At 63.6% G+C, this 17,487-nt stretch carries 19 protein-coding genes and 1 pseudogene; 10 read left to right on the top strand and 10 right to left on the bottom strand.

The window, feature by feature from the left end; genetic code table 11:
- Window positions 1–7: 7 nt before the first annotated feature.
- The 4 genes from dbpB (ACFY1U_RS28570) to ACFY1U_RS28555 are packed head-to-tail and all read right to left on the bottom strand — an operon-like array spanning window position 8 to window position 4,421.
- Window positions 8–1,102, bottom strand: a complete 1,095-nt coding sequence (gene dbpB, locus ACFY1U_RS28570) for a DGQHR domain-containing protein DpdB (RefSeq protein WP_390696976.1) — start codon at window positions 1,100–1,102, stop codon at window positions 8–10.
- Window positions 1,103–1,150: 48 nt separating this feature from the next.
- Window positions 1,151–2,395 (bottom strand): tRNA-guanine transglycosylase DpdA, encoded by a 1,245-nt coding sequence (dpdA, locus tag ACFY1U_RS28565; protein WP_390696975.1) that lies wholly within the window; start codon window positions 2,393–2,395, stop codon window positions 1,151–1,153.
- Window positions 2,392–3,534, bottom strand: coding sequence for a DGQHR domain-containing protein DpdB (gene dbpB / locus ACFY1U_RS28560; protein WP_390696974.1), 1,143 nt, complete (start codon window positions 3,532–3,534; stop codon window positions 2,392–2,394). The genes dpdA and dbpB (ACFY1U_RS28560) overlap by 4 nt, the downstream gene beginning before the upstream one ends.
- Complete coding sequence (locus ACFY1U_RS28555; protein WP_390696973.1) at window positions 3,531–4,421, bottom strand: hypothetical protein; 891 nt, start codon at window positions 4,419–4,421, stop codon at window positions 3,531–3,533. Before ACFY1U_RS28555 ends, dbpB (ACFY1U_RS28560) begins: the two co-directional genes overlap by 4 nt.
- 110 nt (window positions 4,422–4,531) lie before the next feature.
- Here ACFY1U_RS28555 and queC point away from each other — a divergent pair, with 110 nt between their 5' ends.
- Genes queC through ACFY1U_RS28535 form a run of 4 tightly spaced genes read left to right on the top strand, consistent with a single transcriptional unit; the run spans window position 4,532 to window position 7,007 of the window.
- Complete coding sequence (gene queC, locus ACFY1U_RS28550; RefSeq protein WP_390696972.1) at window positions 4,532–5,242, top strand: 7-cyano-7-deazaguanine synthase QueC; 711 nt, start codon at window positions 4,532–4,534, stop codon at window positions 5,240–5,242.
- A gap of 2 nt (window positions 5,243–5,244) precedes the next feature.
- The gene (gene queE, locus ACFY1U_RS28545; RefSeq protein ID WP_390696971.1) at window positions 5,245–5,880 is read left to right on the top strand and encodes a 7-carboxy-7-deazaguanine synthase; all 636 of its coding nucleotides are present in this window, start codon (window positions 5,245–5,247) and stop codon (window positions 5,878–5,880) included.
- Window positions 5,880–6,236: a 6-carboxytetrahydropterin synthase QueD gene (gene queD, locus ACFY1U_RS28540; RefSeq protein ID WP_390696970.1), complete on the top strand. Its 357-nt coding sequence runs from the start codon at window positions 5,880–5,882 to the stop codon at window positions 6,234–6,236. The genes queE and queD overlap by 1 nt, the downstream gene beginning before the upstream one ends.
- A 3-nt stretch (window positions 6,237–6,239) precedes the next feature.
- Window positions 6,240–7,007, top strand: coding sequence for a GTP cyclohydrolase I FolE2 (locus ACFY1U_RS28535; RefSeq protein ID WP_390696969.1), 768 nt, complete (start codon window positions 6,240–6,242; stop codon window positions 7,005–7,007).
- Between the two features lie 301 nt (window positions 7,008–7,308).
- Here the strand turns inward: ACFY1U_RS28535 and ACFY1U_RS28530 are convergent, their stop codons facing one another.
- Window positions 7,309–7,704: a hypothetical protein gene (locus ACFY1U_RS28530; protein WP_390696968.1), complete on the bottom strand. Its 396-nt coding sequence runs from the start codon at window positions 7,702–7,704 to the stop codon at window positions 7,309–7,311.
- Window positions 7,705–8,354: 650 nt separating this feature from the next.
- Here ACFY1U_RS28530 and ACFY1U_RS28525 point away from each other — a divergent pair.
- The 3 genes from ACFY1U_RS28525 (at window position 8,355) to gltX (ending at window position 11,211) form a co-directional block, all read left to right on the top strand.
- Complete coding sequence (locus ACFY1U_RS28525) at window positions 8,355–8,861, top strand: ATP-binding protein (protein WP_390696967.1); 507 nt, start codon at window positions 8,355–8,357, stop codon at window positions 8,859–8,861.
- 75 nt (window positions 8,862–8,936) lie between these two features.
- The gene (locus ACFY1U_RS28520) at window positions 8,937–9,530 is read left to right on the top strand and encodes a non-canonical purine NTP pyrophosphatase (RefSeq protein WP_390696966.1); all 594 of its coding nucleotides are present in this window, start codon (window positions 8,937–8,939) and stop codon (window positions 9,528–9,530) included.
- Window positions 9,531–9,843: 313 nt separating this feature from the next.
- Window positions 9,844–11,211, top strand: coding sequence for a glutamate--tRNA ligase (gene gltX, locus ACFY1U_RS28515; RefSeq protein WP_390697397.1), 1,368 nt, complete (start codon window positions 9,844–9,846; stop codon window positions 11,209–11,211).
- A gap of 178 nt (window positions 11,212–11,389) precedes the next feature.
- Here the strand turns inward: gltX and ACFY1U_RS28510 are convergent, their stop codons facing one another.
- From ACFY1U_RS28510 to ACFY1U_RS28490, 5 genes are all read right to left on the bottom strand, one after another.
- Window positions 11,390–12,223, bottom strand: coding sequence for an aminoglycoside phosphotransferase (locus ACFY1U_RS28510; protein ID WP_390696965.1), 834 nt, complete (start codon window positions 12,221–12,223; stop codon window positions 11,390–11,392).
- Window positions 12,223–13,056, bottom strand: coding sequence for an aldo/keto reductase (locus tag ACFY1U_RS28505; RefSeq protein WP_390696964.1), 834 nt, complete (start codon window positions 13,054–13,056; stop codon window positions 12,223–12,225). Before ACFY1U_RS28505 ends, ACFY1U_RS28510 begins: the two co-directional genes overlap by 1 nt.
- Window positions 12,990–14,180, bottom strand: a complete 1,191-nt coding sequence (locus ACFY1U_RS28500; RefSeq protein WP_390696963.1) for a JmjC domain-containing protein — start codon at window positions 14,178–14,180, stop codon at window positions 12,990–12,992. Before ACFY1U_RS28500 ends, ACFY1U_RS28505 begins: the two co-directional genes overlap by 67 nt.
- Before the next feature lie 8 nt (window positions 14,181–14,188).
- A complete protein-coding gene (locus ACFY1U_RS28495; RefSeq protein ID WP_390696962.1) occupies window positions 14,189–14,377 on the bottom strand; it encodes a hypothetical protein in 189 nt (62 codons plus the stop codon).
- Between the two features lie 376 nt (window positions 14,378–14,753).
- Window positions 14,754–14,933, bottom strand: a complete 180-nt coding sequence (locus ACFY1U_RS28490; RefSeq protein ID WP_390696961.1) for a transcriptional regulator — start codon at window positions 14,931–14,933, stop codon at window positions 14,754–14,756.
- A gap of 503 nt (window positions 14,934–15,436) precedes the next feature.
- Between ACFY1U_RS28490 and ACFY1U_RS28485 the strand changes: the two genes are divergently transcribed.
- The 3 genes and pseudogenes from ACFY1U_RS28485 to ACFY1U_RS28475 form a co-directional block, all read left to right on the top strand.
- Window positions 15,437–16,792 carry a tetratricopeptide repeat protein gene (locus ACFY1U_RS28485; protein WP_390696959.1) on the top strand — a complete coding sequence of 452 codons (1,356 nt, stop codon included), beginning with the start codon at window positions 15,437–15,439 and terminating at the stop codon, window positions 16,790–16,792.
- Window positions 16,793–16,827: 35 nt separating this feature from the next.
- On the top strand, window positions 16,828–17,325 hold the full coding sequence (locus ACFY1U_RS28480; protein ID WP_390696958.1) for an NUDIX domain-containing protein: 498 nt from the start codon (window positions 16,828–16,830) through the stop codon (window positions 17,323–17,325).
- 39 nt (window positions 17,326–17,364) lie between these two features.
- Window positions 17,365–17,475 (top strand): annotated as a pseudogene (locus ACFY1U_RS28475) (YdcF family protein); the annotation flags it as partial.
- Window positions 17,476–17,487 lie beyond the last annotated feature (12 nt).

Raw genomic sequence — 17,487 nt, 5'->3', positions numbered from 1 at the left:
TCAGGCTCTACTTCGAGACGAGGGCCTGCAGGTGGCTGGTGAGCAGCCGCACGTCATTGGCTGTGTTCTGAAGGCTGTTCCAACGGCGCTCCTGACCGTCCGAGAACCGCCACGTGCCTGAGGTCCAGGCGACGTGGTCCTCCAGCCCGCGCAAGGTGATACGGATCTTGTCCCAGTTGACCTTGTCGTAGGGGACGTCCGTGGTGAGTTGGTCCATGACGAAGCCCATGGCCTGGATACCCACGCCATGCGTGAGCCTCGACTCCTTGGGAGGCCTGCCCCACGCGTCTTCGAAGAGGAGCGACACCGGCTTCCAGAAGGCAAGCAGGTGGGCCAGCATCGCCTCTTCGTCCCCAGTGCCGTCGTCGGCGTTCCGGTATTGGTACAGGGCGCCCTCGTAGATGCTGTGCTCCAGCATCCTCAGCACGCTGTTGTCCTTGATGTTGCCGCCCGGCGACGTGGGGCTGGCGATCCTTCCGCCGAAGGGGCCGTCGCTCATATTCAGAAGGACCATGATCTTCGCGGCAAGTTGACGGCGCGCGTACGAGCGCGGCAGCTGGCCGGTCGTCTCCGGCAGAAGTTCGTAAACAAGCCCCTTGGGAAGCGGCTTGGTCGAGTTGACCAAGATGAACTGCGACCGCTGCTCTTCCGGGGTGGCGATGAAGCCTACGGCTGCCACGGGGAATTCTCCGAGGTCAGCGTCCCTGATGGCTGCACTGCGCTGCTGTCCGTCCACGAGCCAGGCTGGCTTCTCTTCGTCGGCAAGCGACTCATCCACCGGGATGATCAGTTCGCCGGGGATGGAGTACGTCACGTCTCCGCCGCGGGCCGCCGGCTTAAACGTCACGCGCTCATCGAACGCGAGAACGACTGCGTTGGGGAGCATCGCCCCCTCTGACTCGAGGTAGCGGCGGATCGAACTGATGTGGCTGAGGACCTCGGGCCGCTGGTACCCCTGCAACCGCTTCTGATCATCGCGGCGGACGCGCGAGACAGAGGCAAAGTCGTGCAGCTTCTTGCCGTCGACAGCGAAGCAGTAGATCTCTTTGCTGCCTTGAAGCACCTTGAGCGCGGGAACCTTCAACACGTAGCGGTCGGCCACATCATCTCCTGTTTGAGTTGCTTTACGTACTATGCGCGGTCTGGGCGATTATGTGAGCGGCAGCTTGCGCATCTTGGCTTCGAGTACCGTCATGTTATGGAACCCGCGGCGCTTGTTTCTCTCTGTTCCACGGAAGATGACCATCTCGATCTTGTGCTTCCGGCAAAGAGCGCAGGGGCAGTCCTTCCACGGCCGGGCGACGAGGGTCTTCCTATACTTCTCGACTTTCTCAAGCTTCTTAGGATCACCTAGAAGTGCTTGATAGGCACGCAGGGCATCCATGACGGGCTCTACATCAGCACTCTCATCTTCGTCATACTCGCGAAGCAACCTGAGACATTCCCGTTCGGCCTTGATTGCCGCCGACTGGGACACAGTCCCCGCCAAAATCATTCTCTTGAGGGCGAGGTTACCGTCAACCTGGGGAACTCTGATCGCCATGAAGGAATCATCGGCAGTATGATAGTTATTCCGCTCATCCATGAAGGCCTGTCGGAATGCCGATGTGCTGTCGAAGCTACTGACGTGATATTTGACGAAGCGTTCCATGCTATCGATGCGTGTAATTCCCAGCAGATGGAAATTAACACCGTCCTTGCGCTCTTCAGAGATCCTCTGGAGGCAGGCAATGATCTCCGGGGTCTTGAGCGGGACCATGCCACCGAGAGCGATCCTCTTATATCCCATCTCCTGGAGCCTAGCGACGCTATCCGCGTAACTGTCGGGGCTCCACCCCTGGGCCGCACCAACCGGCTCCAGCCTTCTTCCGCCCACAGGAATGAGTTTATTGCGCCGCTTGACGGCATCGATGAATTTCTCTGCCAACTCAAGCGAAATCTCGCGGCGCTTCACCCATGCCGGATCCGCCTCTTTCTCCGAGTCATTAGGCTGGTACCCGAAAATCACATGGTCGATACTGATGCCAGCGTCAAATCCGCACTCAAAGTAGAATTCGAGAACACTATCGATAGTGTACGGTGGGTGCTCCTCATCGATGTAGTTAAATGCACCACAATCGCCGAGACTCGTCATCGTTTCAGGTAGGCCGAAAAACCTCGAAACACCGTCACGATAAAGTCGATTTCGTTGAGGGGTGCTATATTTCCCGGCACCCTTGACTGACCCGTCTACGATCGCCTTACTAACCAGTATCCCGTCGTACGGTGCCGGAGTCACCGCCTGATGGGCATACAAGTCATCCCTCTGCCGGACCCGGTGATCTGGATACTCATCCCTTTTAAAGTCGTACTGTGGACTGATCTGGTCCTGACTGTCCGGAAAGTAGAACTTCACGACGCGCTCATCCTCGACTGAAGGTAAATTCGAATCAAAAGGTTTGACAGAGTGCTGATATGGCGAGGCGTGTTCTGCAACTCATTCCAGGGAATGTTGAGCTCCGGCCAGCGGCCCTTTGTCCAATGGCAGTGGGGCTTGACTAGCTCCAACTCGGCCATAGCCTTGTCGTAGGCATCCTTAGACCCGATATCTGCACTCACCAGTACACGGTCCATTATCCGGTCCATGAGGCGCCCCATTGATCGAATTCCCACACCGTGCATGAGGCGACTTTTGGCTGGCGAGAGCCCCCAGGCTTCCGGGAAGGTGTCTCTAACGGCTGTCCAGTAGACGACGAGAATGTCTCTCATCGCTGATGTGTCGGTTGTCCCGTTGGAAAGGTTTTTGTATGGAAAGAGAACCCCGGAGGCGGACAGTGATTCTTCGATGGCAGAGATGAGGCTGTTGTCCTTAACTACTGCCTCAGATTTCCTATCGCCTACGGTTGAAGCCTGCTTGATCAGTCCCTTGAACGGTGAATCGTTGTCCAGATTCAAGGCATTAACAAGCGCGGATGGGAGTTTCCGAGCAGACAACCTGGTTGGTAGCTTTGTGTTGACTTCGGGGAGGAGTTCGGAAACGAGGTTGGTAGGAAGAGGTGACACGGTGTTGACCCGGAGGAACTGGTCGCGCTGGATCTCCAGATCTTCAGCAACAAACCCTGCAACGGTGATGGGGAGCTTCGACCGCTTGGTGCGTGCAAGAGCAAGGCTTCGCTGCTGTCCGTCTACGATCAGGGCCGGCCGAGGAGCGTCGTCGGATTCCGGCAGCGGGATCTCGATGGTCCCGATCGTCGCCAAGCCGTCGGTGCTATTGGGGCCTCGGCTGCCCTTCCAACGGACCGAGGCGGGGAGGGCGAGGATGAGACCGTTCGGGAACAGGACGTCTTCGCTATCCAAGTAGTCAAGGATCTGCTTGACGTGCTGCTTCTTCTCGGGCCGCTGGTAGCCGAGAAGTTTCCCAGCCTCGTCACGGGAGATCCTTGCTACGTCAGCCACACGATCCACCTCTCCGGCCTCCAGGGCGAAGAGGTACAGCGGGATGCTCGGGTTCTGTTCGATGCGTAGAGCTCTGCGTCGAATCGGATTCTCTGTCACGACACCCTCATGGCCTTGATGTACAGGTTGGCGAAGCGACTCTGTTCACAAGCCTGGCCGCCGTCTCTCAGTCGACGCAGCAGCCGTGTCCGCGAGATGCCCGGCTGGGATGCAGTCTGCTGCCGGATGAAGGCGATTACCTCGTCATCCGTCATCGGCTGGCGGTTGTGGAGTTCGGGTCTGGATTCGCACGCCGCCCACTTCTTCCAGGAGTCGGTGGTAGCCGTTGACGTGAGCTGGTTGTCCTGGCAGTGCTGGAGCCACGACGTGGCCATGCGAACGTTCAAGCTCGTCAGCGTTCCGCCCAGAACCCGTCTCAGCCCGGCGTCCGCGGGGACTCTCTGGATGCCAGCGACCTCTTCGACGCCACCGAAGAGGAGAACGTCGGGCGCGACTTCGGCCAGGGCGCGCAGTTCCGCTTCCATGGCCTTCGCGTAGACCTCCGAGAGAACCATCAGGACAGGGCTTGCCTTGCCGAGTTCCTGCAGCGTTGCTCGACCGGTGTCTTCCTGGAGGTGGCCCCACCACTGGGCGCTGTCTTCTGCTGTGGCGGCCACCGAGTCGGCGTGTCGGGTGCTGAAGGTCGCGGCGTAGGAGGGAGCCGACGCTGATACTGGCTGAAGGCCGAGGCCGGCGGAAGCCACCCAAAGCTCCGCGTTGAACCCGGCTTTGATGGCTTCTTCACGGAGTCGCTGTGCCTGCGTCCAGTGGTCGCCGCGGTAGAGCCCAGTGAGCGTGTGTGCTGGCGCGGCGTTGGTGACGCGCTCGTTCCAGAGCGTCGCGCGCTCCTTCACGGTCCCTGCAGGGAGGGATCTCGCCTGCAGTGCGGTCTCTGGCGCAGCAGCCTTGCGGTCTGTGCAGGTGACGACCACCGTTAGTTGCTTCACGCAGCCCCTACTCCCCGACGAGTGTAACTAGCAGTTTGCTGTCGTTACTCTACCTGCCAGTTTCCGCTAGGGTTTCACCCGAACACATAGATCTAAGTAGGGAGCAAGGCATGGCGGAGCGTCCCGCGATCGTTCTACTGAGCGGCGGACTGGACTCGACGACCGTCCTGGCGATCGCCAAGGACCAGGGCTACACGCCGTACGCGCTGAGCTTCCGGTACGGCCAGCGACACAGCGTGGAGCTTGAGGCTGCGAAGCGCGTGGCTGCGGCGCAAGGGGTCGCACGCCACGTCATCGCTGACATCGACCTGCGAGTTTTTGGAGGCTCGGCGCTCACGTCGGACATCGACGTTCCGAAGCACGAGTCTCTGGATGACGCCAGCGGCAAGGACTCCGACAGCAGCGTGCCCATCACGTACGTTCCTGCACGCAACACGATCTTCCTGTCCTTCGCACTGGCCTACGCGGAGACGGTTGGAGCGAGCGACATCTTCACGGGGGTGACGGCCGTCGACTACAGCGGCTACCCGGACTGCCGTCCCGAGTACATGGAGGCCTACGAGCGGATGGCCAACCTGGCTACTCGCGCTGGAGTTGAGGGCACGCAGCGGCTCAAGCTGCACTCGCCGCTGATCTCCATGTCGAAGGCGGACATCGTCCGCGAAGGCTTGCGGCTCGGTGTGGACTACTCCCTGACGTCCTCGTGCTACGACCCGGACGAGCAGGGTCGGGCCTGCGGACACTGCGAAACCTGTCTGCTCCGCCTCAAGGGCTTTGCCGAGGCTGGCGTCACCGACCCCGTTCAGTACCAGGGCGCGTGAGAATGACCTACCTGGTCAAAGAGATCTTCTACACCCTGCAAGGTGAAGGGAGCCACGCAGGTCGCCCAGCCGTCTTCTGCCGCTTCTCGCGATGCAATCTATGGACGGGCCTGGAGAAGGACCGACACCGTGCGATCTGCCAGTTCTGCGACACAGATTTCGTCGGAACTGACGGCGAAGGTGGCGGCCGGTTCCAGACCCCGGAGGACCTCGCTCAAGCAGTCGAGCAGGCGTGGCCGTCGTCCTCCCGGGAGCACCGCTTCGTGGTGTGCACCGGCGGAGAACCGCTCCTGCAACTCGATGAAGCAGCGATCGACGCGTTGCACGCTCGGGGCTTTGAGGTGGCCGTCGAGACGAACGGCACCCGAGTACCGCCGCAGGGCATCGACTGGATCTGCGTAAGCCCCAAGATCGGCTCCGAACTGGTCGTGACCAGCGGAGATGAACTGAAGCTGGTCTACCCCCAGTTGGGCGGAGACCCCCGTCAGTTCGAGCACTTGGACTTCTCGTACTTCCGGCTCCAGCCCATGGACGGCCCGGACGTGGAAGCCAACACCCGTGCGACGGTCGACTACTGCATGAAGAACCCGCGCTGGATCCTCTCTCTCCAGACGCACAAGTATCTGGGAATTCAGTAATGGAAATCTTTCGCGAGTTCACCTTCGAAGCTGCACATCGCCTGCCCAACGTGCCTGAGGGCCACAAGTGCGCGCGCCTGCACGGCCACTCGTACAAGGTCATCGTCCATGTCGAGGCTCCAGTCGATCCCGAGGCGGGCTGGGTCATGGACTTCGGCGACCTCAAGAAGGCCTTCAAGCCTCTCGAAGCGCAACTCGACCACTACTACCTCAACGAGATCGAGGGACTGGAGAACCCGACCAGCGAGGTCCTCGCCCGCTGGATCTGGGATCGGTTGAAGCCAGCCCTCCCCGATCTCTCCGCGCTCACGGTCCGCGAGACGTGCACATCCGGCTGCACATATCGGGGCGAGTGAGTGATGCACGACATCCAGAATGAGACCGACTCCCGCGGCATCGAGATCGACGAAGTCGGCATTAGCGGCCTCCGCTACCCGCTGTACTTCGAGGACGGCTACCTCCGCCAGGAGGGCATCGCCGAGATCGAAGTGACCGTGCGGCTCCAGCACGACCGCCGCGGCACCCATATGAGCCGCATGGTGGCACTTGCCCACGAGCATCTCCGCCGGTTTGATCCGCGCAGGTTGCCACACATCCTGAAAGTCGGTGCAGACATCCTTGACGCGCCGGCGCTCGCAGTCTCGGTCGCCGTCCCGTTGAGCACGACCGTGATCGCGCCCGCGAGTGGCGTCGAGTCGTGCCAAGTTCACGATGTTCGTTTCGACGGCCGCTGGAACGACGGAGATACGACGGTGACCACGTCGGTTACCACCGAGGTCACCAGTCTTTGCCCGTGCTCAAAGGCGATCTCTGACTACGGCGCGCACAACCAGCGGAGCCGGGTCACGCTGTCCGTAACAGGACACGGGGATACTCCCTACCCCTTTGGAGTGCAGCAGGCGGTACGGCTTCTGGAGCAGTGCGCGTCCGCTCCGGTAGTGCCGCTGGTCAAGCGTCCCGATGAACGCGTGCTGACGATGCAGGCATACGACCACCCGATGTTCGTGGAGGACATGGCGCGCGACATCAGCCGGGCCTGCCGAGACCGGGGCCTGGTCCACTCGGTGCGCGTGCGCAACCTTGAGAGCATCCATAGTCATGACGCGGTCGCCCGTACTTCTGGGTGAGCCTCTGTTTCCCCCGCGTGGTTTGGCGTGTGGCCGATCCCGATCCGGCGCACAGTTGGGTTGATCAACCTTGCCTTACGGGCTCTATGTCCACAGCATGTGGACATAGAGCCCGTAGCCATCCGCAGTTGCTGCTAGAGGCCGCCGTGTAGCAGCAGTTCGGATTCTGTCCGGTTCCCAAGTGGACGGGCCGCCGCGCCGCTCCTCCTGCGACGAGAGAAACCACAGGTCAACGTCGATCCGACCGTCTGCAGCAGCTTGCGGGCACTGCACAGGATCGAGAGGCCGTCGTGCCCTCCGCTCAGGCTGCGGTCTCGTAGAGCCACCGGCGAACCACGGTGTAACCGTCAGGAAGCTCGTTCCCTGTCAGTTCCCTGTACCTCGCCTTGGCCTCTTCGCTGGCGTGCTGGCCATGAGGGAGCGTCCGCAGGAAGGGGTCACGATCAGGGTCGAGGAAGGACTGACGAGATTGATCCGCCTCCTCAGGGGCTGAGGGCGGCTCCCAATCCTCAACCTCGTACCTCTCGGCGTCCCGCCCTTTGATGCGACTGGCGATCACGGCGGCCAGGATCACGCCGCCGATGGCCAGAGTTGCGCCGCCAGCAGCGCGGAACTTGGGCTCGTGCTTCTTGCACCAGTTCTTCGCCTTGGCGAAACGAGTGGGCTCGCCATCCTCGGGGGACGTGAAGTCGTTCACACGCACATATCTACCGGAACCGTCCCTCACCTGTCAGGCAATCACCCGACATCGCCCGATCAAGTTCAGTAGCGTTGCGGTACAGCAGTCGAGGAGCCCTATGACAGCCCCATCCACTACGGTCGTCTCCGTCGACTTACGTGTTCAACCAGTTGATCAGGCTCTCTCGCGCGTTGAACGTGCTCTCGGTGTGCGTTTTGACCCGGAGACGGTGGTCCGGAAGCGCCGCACCGTTGGTGCACGTACGCACCGCGACACATGGGCGCGGATTAGCGCCGGCCCATCGCCTGTCGATGTGAGGTCATGGTCCAATGATGGCGTTCCGCCTGACAATACGAGGTGGGAATGCGGGACACAGCGTCATGGAACTGCCCCCCTGGCGATCGCGAGCGGGTGTTCGCGGAGCGGGTGCGTGTTCGGTCATTTGGGCCCAGCCCGTAGCTTGTTCATCCCGAGTATTGCTGTAGTGATATCACCTCCGGGATAGGGAAGTAGACCGTCTCGGGTCCATGGTGGTCGTCCGCCATCTTCTGGGCTGCTGCCGGTTCCTGTAGGGCACATATGGACGCGCCGAGTCCAGGTGGTGAGCGAGCCATTCACTTCCGATAGATCGCGTTGCCGCCAGCTCCGCTCCGCGAGAGGTCACAGACATGCCCCGCCCATTCGGAGAATTTCCCTACGCGTTCACCGTCGCGCCCTTGGCCGAGGCGGTGTCGGCAGCACGAAACCGGGTCGTCAACCGTGCGCAGCAGCTCGGGCTTGCCCTGGGTGAGGAACTGACCAGCGACCTGCGGTTGCTCACGGGCGAAGTAGTCGCAAACTCGGTCACACACGCACAGTCCGCGTGTGTGGTGTCAGTACGGTGGACCGGCGAGCGGCTGCGCGTCGAAGTCACCGACGCTGAGCCAAACTTGGTACGTCCGTCCAAGGCCGACGTGATCAGCGAAAGTGGGCGGGGCCTCTTTCTGGTTGACACATTGGCGACCGAGTGGGGGTCGGAGCCCTGTACGGCGGGGAAGAAGACTTGGTTCGAGTTGGCAGTACCCACTTCCGCAGACGGCGCCGGGACCGTGCCCTCATCACGTGCCGATTCCGGCAGCGAGGAAGCCGCGTCAGCAGCCAATGAGCATCCACGAATCGAGCATCAGGCTGCATGATCCGTGATGGAGAAAGCGGCGCGGCACCGATGATCGTATGAGCCGGAGACCTACTCGAAGGGGATTTCTCGGAACATGTCGGGCATCCAGGTCGTAATGTGTACAGGGAATGCCGGTAAGTTTCGTACAGCTCAAGAGCATCTCGTTCCATGGGGTGTTCAGGTGGAACAGGTGCGGCTGGAACTGGAAGAGATCCAGACGACGTCAGTCGTCGAGATTGCGCAGCACAAGGCTCGACAGGCGTATGCGGTTCTCAGGCGGCCGTTGTTCGTCGAAGACTCAGGTTTCTACATCGAGGAGTTCGGCGGTTGGCCGGGACCGATGGTGAAGCAGGCTCTTGAAGCCTTCGGCCCCAGCGGGCTTACGCATCTCGCGGATCTCACGAAGGGCCGGTCCTGCCGTTTCGCGAGTGCCGCTGTCTACGCGGACGCTGACGGCCGATTGAAAACCTTCGCGGAGGACGGGCGTAAACCGGGGACGATCGCCGCTGCTCCTGTCCGTGGAAGCAGTTCACGGTCCTGGTCTGACCTGTGGTCGATCTTCGTGCCGAACGGCGCGACGACGACGCTGGCGGCCTTGCCGGAGGACGAGCAGAATCGTGTGTTCACCGAGTGGGGAAAGAGCTCGGTCGTAGCGGCCCTGGGTGGATGGCTAGCGCAGTCTCATTGACATTGCGACAGACGATTGCCGTCTGCGTCTCTCACCTTCCGCGACTCAGAACATCCAGCTACGCCGGTGGGCCAGCCAACGCAGAGTGACCTCGCCGCACCAAGTCTGGTGCTGGCGAAGGTGAGGCGACCAGTCCTGCGCGACAGATTTCTAGTACGGGGCCGAGTCGATCCGCCCAGCAGCAGCCCGAACGATCTGCACGAATGACAGCCGTCGGTTACAAAATGCGGCCGAGCATCCAGCGGAAATCAGTAGGCTTGCACGCATGTCTCTGGCTTCGATGCGCGTGCGTTTCGCCCCGTCCCCGACTGGAATGTTCCACGTTGGTGGGGCCCGGTCGGCACTCTACAACTGGGCCGTCGCACGACAGTCGGGGGGCAAGTTCGTCCTGCGTATCGAGGACACCGACGCGGCCCGCAACAAGCCGGAGTGGATCGACGGCATCATCAGCGCGCTCGCGTCCATCGGGATCTCCAAGGACGATCCCGCTTTCGAGGGCCCGTACTTCCAGTCGCAGAACGCCGACCGTCACAGCGAGGCCGCCCAGCAGCTCTACACGCAGGGCCGCGCGTACTACTGCGACTGCACCCGTGAGCAGCTCCAGGAGCGGACCGGATCGCAGCACCTCGGCTACGACGGCTTCTGCCGGGACCGGGGTCTGGAGTACGTGGAGGGCCGGGCGCTGCGGTTCCGTACGCCCACCGAGGGCGAGACGGTCGTCGTGGACCTCATCCGGGGTGAGCCGTCCTTCCCGAACTCGGCGATCGAGGACTTCGTCATCGCCCGCGGTGACGGCTCGCCGGTCTTCCTGATCGCCAACGTGGTCGACGACCTCGACGAGGGCATCACGCTGGTCATCCGGGGTGACGAGCACCTGTCGAACACGCCCAAGCAGCAGCTGTTGTGGGAGGCGCTCGGCGCGAAGGCCCCGGTGTGGGCGCATCTGCCGGTGATCGTGAACGAGAAGCGGCAGAAGCTGTCGAAGCGCCGGGACAAGGTCGCTCTTGAGGACTACCTCGCCGAGGGCTACCTGCCGGAGGCGATGACCAACTACCTGATGCTGCTCGGCTGGGGTCCCGGGGACGACGTCGAACTCCGTCCGTACGAGGAGCTGGAGCAGAAGTTCCGCGTCGAGGACGTGAACACCTCGCCGGCCTTCTTCGACATCAAGAAGCTGACCGCCTTCAACGGCGAGTACATCCGCGCCCTGCCGCTGGAGACGTTCGTCGAGGCCTGCGAGCCGTGGCTGCGTGCCCCGTATGCCAACTGGGCGGCCGAGGACTTCGACCAGGCCGCGTGGGAGGCGATCGCCCCCCACGCCCAGACCCGCGTGGCCGTCCTGTCGGACATCACGGCCAACGTCGACTTCCTGTTCCTGAAGGAGCCGGTGGAGGACGAGGCGTCCTGGGACAAGGCGATGAAGGGCGACCCGGTGGCTCTCCTCATCACGGCGCGCGCCAAGCTGGAGACCGCCGACTGGACCAGCCCCGAGGCTCTCAAGGAGGCGGTCCTGGCCGCTGGCGAGGAGCACGGCCTGAAACTGGGCAAGGCCCAGGCCCCGGTGCGCGTCGCGGTCACGGGCCGCACGGTGGGTCTGCCCCTCTTCGAGTCCCTGGAGGTCCTCGGCAAGGACCGGACGCTCGCCCGGATCGACGCGGCGCTGGCGAAGCTCGCAGGCTGACTACGGCGCGATCAAGATTCCGTCCCTTACGCCAGCGACCTTCGCACTGCGATGACTCAGGCGGGGCGACAAGTGGCAGATGTCGTGACGGAGCCCTGCCCTCCGGCTACGGGGGAGGCCGAAGGACAGGGCGGTTTGTGATCAGAACCGGCAGTGTCGGTACCAGGTGCTGACGGGTCTATCGCAGTTCATGCAAGAGTGACTCGGCGATCACTGCCATTGAGTCGGTCAACGGGGCCTTCGTGCCTGTCCGTCGGTAGGCACGCTCGACGTTAGCGCACAGCAGCAGTCGTGACAGCTTGCCGTTCCGCGTAGACAGGAGGTCCGAGAACACGGACTGCACTCGCTCTGCGAGAGCCGGAAGGGGCAAGGACGCGGACCAGAGACAGGCTGCATCCCATCCCACGGGGCCCACCCCCCAACTCTCCCAGTCGAGGAGCGACAGGCGGGGGCCGCAGAGGTTGGCGTACCCAAGGTCACCGTGGGCACAGGCCCAATCGGTGATCGTGGTGTCGATGTCCTCGCCGTAGACCTCGTGGATCCGTCGCGATAGATGGGCTTGGCCCATCGAGACTCGGTCAGTGGAGTGCTCTGCGAGGTTGGTGAGAGCGGTGCGCAGGTCGTTCCACCACTGCTCAGGCAGTCCGGGATCCGTAGTGATGTCGCCCGTGGCTGACAAGGCTCCGTCTTCCACGAGCGTCATCTCGTCTGCGCGCCACACCACGCCGCGTGCCTGGTCGGTCCAGAGGGCTGCTGCCGACCACTCGGGACGCGGTACCCCTTCGATAGCGGCCGCGGCCTCGAAGCCCGTCCATGCTTGAGCGTCGATCTCGCCGGGACGGCGCCAGGCGAGACGGATCCACGTGCCTTCGGTAGTTCGAAATCCGGCAGTCCCGTTGAACCTGCTGAAGTGGCCATCCTGACGCTTGAGTTGACGACCAAGCCGCCGCTCTACGCCATCGAGGACGTCGTCGAGCTGGACGGTAGAGAGGTCATCCAAGGTGGCTTGCACTATCGGTCCTTCCTGGACGGAGCTCCTGCGCTCACGGTAGCTCGCTGACGCAGCAACTCCCGATACGCCGTCACGGTCTCGCGGCTGACCTCAAGTCGCGAGCCGTCGACCACCTCACTGAGGTGGTCGACGTGGGAGGTGCCGACCGCGAGGCGGGACACCCGGGGGACAGCGAATGCTGCGGCGACACCTGCCTGCAGTGTGCTGCCGTGCTGGCCCGATGCAAGGAACGTCGAGGTGTCCACGGTCTGCCATATCGGGTCGGCGGCGTTCCCGGCGAAGGGGGCCATGCCCCATAGCTCGGCGATCTGCGTACGGTCGACGAGTTCGTCCACGGCCTCGAGAATTCCGGCGGAGACCGTGAGGCCGGCGCGGACCATCGCCACGTCTGGACGTGGGATCTCCCAGTCGGCTTCGAGGAGACGCCGGGGGTCCCAGGTGGAGACTCCCCAGTTCTTGCAGTACCCCGCCTCGCGCATCTCCATGAGCACAGCGCACGCGTTGGCGAAGCCGCCGACGGAGGACTCTGGGTTGTGTAGGAGCACGGTGTCCGGGGTGCGACCGAGTTCGTTCGCCGACTGCTCAACCGCTGTGCGAAGCCGCGCCGGGGTGAAGTCGTGACCGTCGGGGAAGTAGCCGACCTTCGTGGAGATGGTGAAGGCGGAGAGGAGGTCGTCGGCGATCGCTGCCAGGGTCCGGTGGGACGCGAACTGGCGGTAGTTGAACGCAGTGTCGAGGTCCGTTACACCCAGCTTCAGAGCGCCCTCTAGAAGGTCTCGGTTGTGACCAGTCCGGTATAGGCCGACAGCGATTCGATGGTCAGCGGTGCGCACAGCCCCTCCTGGATCAGGTGCTCGGCGAGCGTGGTGAGGTCATGGTCGTCGTCGGCGAGGCGCACCGGATGCCCGGACATGAGCTTGCGGAGGGCGGGTTCGGCGCGGCCATGGAAGGTGAGGCGCTTGCCGCCGCCAACCACCTGGACCGTGTCACCAGAAGGTGTGATGACCGGTTCGAACTCGGTGACGGCTGCGACGTATTCGAGCGGGCCGAACACGGGAATGTGGGGCATATGCCGAGCGGGCGGAGTGTTCGCTCGCAGTTCCGCGAGGTACCGCATGGGGTCGTACTCGCGGGCTAGGTCTGAAATCTTCGCTGCGAGCCTGTCGCCATCGACCGTGTCGCCGCTGCGCTCCAGGTCCGTACGGAAGATATCGTCAGCGCGCGCGGCGTCGGACAGGAAGTTGGCCCAGGTCACGCCGGTGCGCTTGGTAAGGCCGAAGGTGACGTGGAGGGAGTGACCGTTGTCGCCGGAGCCGATCCTCGTTGCGGTGTGCCAGAAGCCTCGGGGTATGTGCATGACGTCGCCGGCGCGCATGGTGCCCTTCCAGAGCACTTCCTCCGAAGGGGTGAGGTTGCGTTCGGCGTCCCGATACATGGGCGCGGGCCGGGAGGGACCTCGAACCTCCCAGGACTTCTCACCGGAGAGCTGGACGGCGATCACGTCGTGGTCGTCCCAGTGCAGGTTGAAGCCGTCCGTGTCGCCGACCGCGAGGTAGGCGTTGGCGGACGTGAGCTCGCCGGACCACCAGCCCAGGGCGCGGCAGGCTACTTCCAGCGTCGGGTCGAAGAAGTCGACGTGGTCCAGGACGACGGTTCCGCCGCCGTTGAGGATCCCGCCGAGGGCCGCCATGTCGGCCTGGCTGACGGCCTGCCGGCGCCGGTTGACGTTGGTGGACAGGAAGAGTGAGGGGTGTACCTCGTCTCCCTCGGCGTAGCAGCGCAGCTGAGGGTTGGCGAGGTGGCGGTGCCGGATCGTCTCCAGCAGCCGGTTCGGAGTCATCAGCCGGGTGATCAGTTCCGGGTCGGCGAGGACTCCGCGAGCGAACGCGGTGCCCACGGGCCCCGGCCCGCCCCAGCCGAGCGCCTTCTCGATACCTGTGACGAGCCGGTGCTCCATGGTTCCTCCTACTCCTTGGGAAGGTTCAGGTCGCGGTTGTCGCCGTCATCACCCGCGCTGTTCTGAGAGCTGGTGATGTCGGACCGCTCCGCCTCGCTGCGGTCGTGGGCCACGGCGAGCTGCTCGACAGTGACGAGCAGGCTGACGCTGGTCCCGCCGCCCTCCTTGGCCTTCGTGCCTTTCGTGTTCGTGGTCACTCGGCTCTCCTCTCATCGAGGCCTCTCGGTAAGCGAGCGGCCTGGGGATCCTGCGGCTCCAATACGCAGCCGCTGAGTGGTGATGCAATCTGGCGCAGTGGACGCCAGAAACCGTCCCGCGTCCGAGGCGATTCGGGTGGTGCAGGGACGGCGTTTGTCGGCGGCGCGAAGCGTCACAACCCGGCGCCTGAAGTGCCCGCACCGTTGGGACGATGAGCTCCGGACGTCCGCCAATACTTGAGGCCTCGCTCGTCCGTCGTCCTAACCCTGCTGTTGGCAGGGGGACTTCGCACATCACGGCCGTGATATCACCAGGGTGATTCAGTGTCCGGCCGTCGCCGAAAACAGACACCCGAACCGGCGCAGAGAGGCTGGTTCAGCAAGCCGTTGGCAGATGAATCGCGTCTGCCGCTATGCGGAGCATGGGGCACGTCAGCTCGGCAGGCGCCCCTAGTCCAGCCAAGAGCACGATGATCTTGTCGATGTTCGTGAGCCGCCGCTGGCCTGCTTCCAGCATCGACAAGAAGGCCTGGCTCAATCCGGTCAGCGTGGCCATGTCCTCTTGCCTGAGAGAGCCGATCTCACGGACCAGCCGACAGAGCCCGCCAAAGTCCCGATGGGCCAAGGCTTTCCGCACGTCGTCGGAGTGCCACACGTGCGGTGGGACTACGGGCCGGGTGGGAGCGGCGCCACCCACACGGCGAGTGCAGCCGCTGCAGTACGCCGTGTCGTTGTATCTACTCAGTCGGCATCCACAACGGCCGCAGCAGCGTGCGTCTCTTGCGATCAGAGGTACATCGGCGGTCTGGATCGCCGGCACGTTCATCCACTCCTTGATGGGCGGAACAGCACCTGGTCGGTTCAACGGTCGTCGGTCGGATGTCGCCCGGCGCTCCGGCCAGGCAGCCTCACGCGGGGGCGCGGCAGCGAGGCAGGTTCGGATCATGGCCAAGGGCCAGCGGGACTAATGCTCAGTGAACCCGCCCGCACACAAAGTGGGTACGGTGAGAGGCAGTTGAAGCGGTATACGCGGTTTACAGCTTCAGATTGGGGGACCGGGTGGCCGCACCGAATCAGCCCAACGTTCGCCTACGCGAGGTGATCTCCGCTTGCGGCTGCACCTACGAGGCGCTGGCCCGGGATGTGCGGCGTATCGCTGCGGAGAACGGGGAGGTTCTACAGACCAACAAGTCGGCCGTCTCCCACTGGGTGAATGGCACCCGCCAGCCCACAGGCCGAACGGGACAGTACCTCGCCGAAGCACTGTCCCGCAGAGCAGGCCGGACCATCACCCAGAGCGAGATCGGCCTACGCGCAACTGAAGCCGAGGAACCAACAGAGGTCGATCCAGTCCTTATGGCAACAGATTTGGGACGCGCCGACGTCGAGCGCCGACGCTTCCTCGCCGTAGCCGCCTTCACCACGGCCGGCGTTGCTATGCCCCTCGACTACGACCACGAGGCCACAGCCCGGATGCTGCGGGCCCGCACCGGCAACGCCACGGTCGGTTCGGAGGATGTGGACGTTGTACGCCAGATCACCGCGGCATTCAGCGCAGCAGACGAACGTCTGGGCGGCGGCCACGGCCTCACCACGGTGACCGCGTACCTTGCCGACACGGCCGCTCCAATGCTCCGGGCGCGTTTTCCCTCGGAGGCGTTACGCCGGTCGGCTTTCGGCGCGGTGGCCGAACTTGCCTACTTGGCGGGTTGGAAGCATCACGACCTCGGTCAGGAAGGCGCCGCACAGCGTTACTACCAGGTTGGCTATCAACTCGCGTGCGAAGCCGACCCGCGCGGCCATGCCGCCTGGATGATGCGAGCCCTCGCTCACCAGGCCCTCAGCCTCAAGCAGCCTCACCACTGCGTCGGCCTCGTCGAGGGCGCCCTTCGGCGCGGCCTCGGTTACGTCGACGGTCGGACAGAAGCCCTCCTCCACATCACCCACGCCCGCGCCTACGCCGCCACCGGCGCGAAAAGCGACGCCGCCCGTGCCCTGCTCGCCGCCGAAGATGCCTTGCTCCGCGACGACGGCCCGCAGCCCAGTTACTCCCGCGTCAGTGGCCCCGCCTCCGGCACCGTAGCGAGCCACACCGCCCGCACCTTGACCGACCTTGCCGACCACGTCGGCACTGAACAGCAGCACCGTGACGCCCTGATCCGCTGGGACCCGGAGAAGTACAAGCGTGTCCACGCCCTCACATACGCCGATCTTGGGGACAGCCTGGCTGCCCAGGCACGCGCCGATGAGGCCGTTGCGGCCTGGTCCCAGGCCCTGACCCTGATGGACGGTATGACTTCCGACCGCACTCGTAAGGCGATCACGTCTCTTCGATCGACGCTGGCTGTCTACCAGCGCCGGAGGGTTCCCGGCGCTGGCGAACTCGCTCGCCGCGCTCGCGAGGCGCTGGCCTAACATGCCCACCAAGCCGGCCGACGAAAGGGATAACCGTGGCTCAGCCGAAGACCGACACCCAGTCCAAAGCTCTCCCGCCCGCCCTCGAATCCATGACTCTGCTGGTCGCTGCGGTGATCGTCCACGACAAGGCCACCAACCGCGTCGTTCTCCTCCAGCGCAGCCAGAACGCCAAATTCGCCCAGGGCATGTGGGACCTCCCTGTCGGCAAGAGCGAGCCCGGCGAGCCCATCACCGAAACCGCCGTGCGCGAGCTGTACGAGGAGACTGGCCTGACTGTGAAGCCCGAGTCTCTGACGGTCGCCCACATCATCCACGGCGCTTGGGGCGTGGAAGCTCCCAACGGCTTCCTCACCGTAGTTTTCGCCGCCCACGAATGGACCGGCGAGCCTGAGAACCGAGAGCCACGCAAACACGCCAAAGTCTGCTGGGTGAACACCGACGCCATCCCCAAGGAATTCGTCGATACCACCGCAAGCGCACTTCACCGTTATCTCGAGAACGGGGCACAAGTATCCCTCGATGGCTGGTAAGACTCGGGCTGCAGACCGATGAGGCTTCCGTTCTGGTGAGGATTCATGATCGAGCAGGAGATTCCAGACGACGTGGCGGCGGCATTCGAGCGGTTGCGTAACGACGGCTTCACAAGCCGACTCGTATCCGAAGAGGCGGAACGGGTCTGAGCGCCGCTCCAC

This window comes from Streptomyces sp. NPDC001351 (assembly GCF_042896045.1).
In the GTDB taxonomy this organism is placed as follows: Bacteria; Actinomycetota; Actinomycetes; order Streptomycetales; family Streptomycetaceae; genus Streptomyces.
Note: the sequence above shows the minus strand (reverse complement) of the source record. Positions and strands in the feature narration are given on the sequence as shown.

Coding starts and splice junctions, on each gene's coding strand:
- queC (WP_390696972.1), top strand. CDS start 4,532: ATGGCGGAGCGTCCCGCGATCGTTCTACTGAGCGGCGGACTGGACTCG.
- queE (WP_390696971.1), top strand. CDS start 5,245: ATGACCTACCTGGTCAAAGAGATCTTCTACACCCTGCAAGGTGAAGGG.
- queD (WP_390696970.1), top strand. CDS start 5,880: ATGGAAATCTTTCGCGAGTTCACCTTCGAAGCTGCACATCGCCTGCCC.
- ACFY1U_RS28535 (WP_390696969.1), top strand. CDS start 6,240: ATGCACGACATCCAGAATGAGACCGACTCCCGCGGCATCGAGATCGAC.
- ACFY1U_RS28525 (WP_390696967.1), top strand. CDS start 8,355: ATGCCCCGCCCATTCGGAGAATTTCCCTACGCGTTCACCGTCGCGCCC.
- ACFY1U_RS28520 (WP_390696966.1), top strand. CDS start 8,937: ATGTCGGGCATCCAGGTCGTAATGTGTACAGGGAATGCCGGTAAGTTT.
- gltX (WP_390697397.1), top strand. CDS start 9,844: ATGTTCCACGTTGGTGGGGCCCGGTCGGCACTCTACAACTGGGCCGTC.
- ACFY1U_RS28500 (WP_390696963.1), bottom strand. CDS start 14,180: ATGGAGCACCGGCTCGTCACAGGTATCGAGAAGGCGCTCGGCTGGGGC.
- ACFY1U_RS28490 (WP_390696961.1), bottom strand. CDS start 14,933: ATGGCCACGCTGACCGGATTGAGCCAGGCCTTCTTGTCGATGCTGGAA.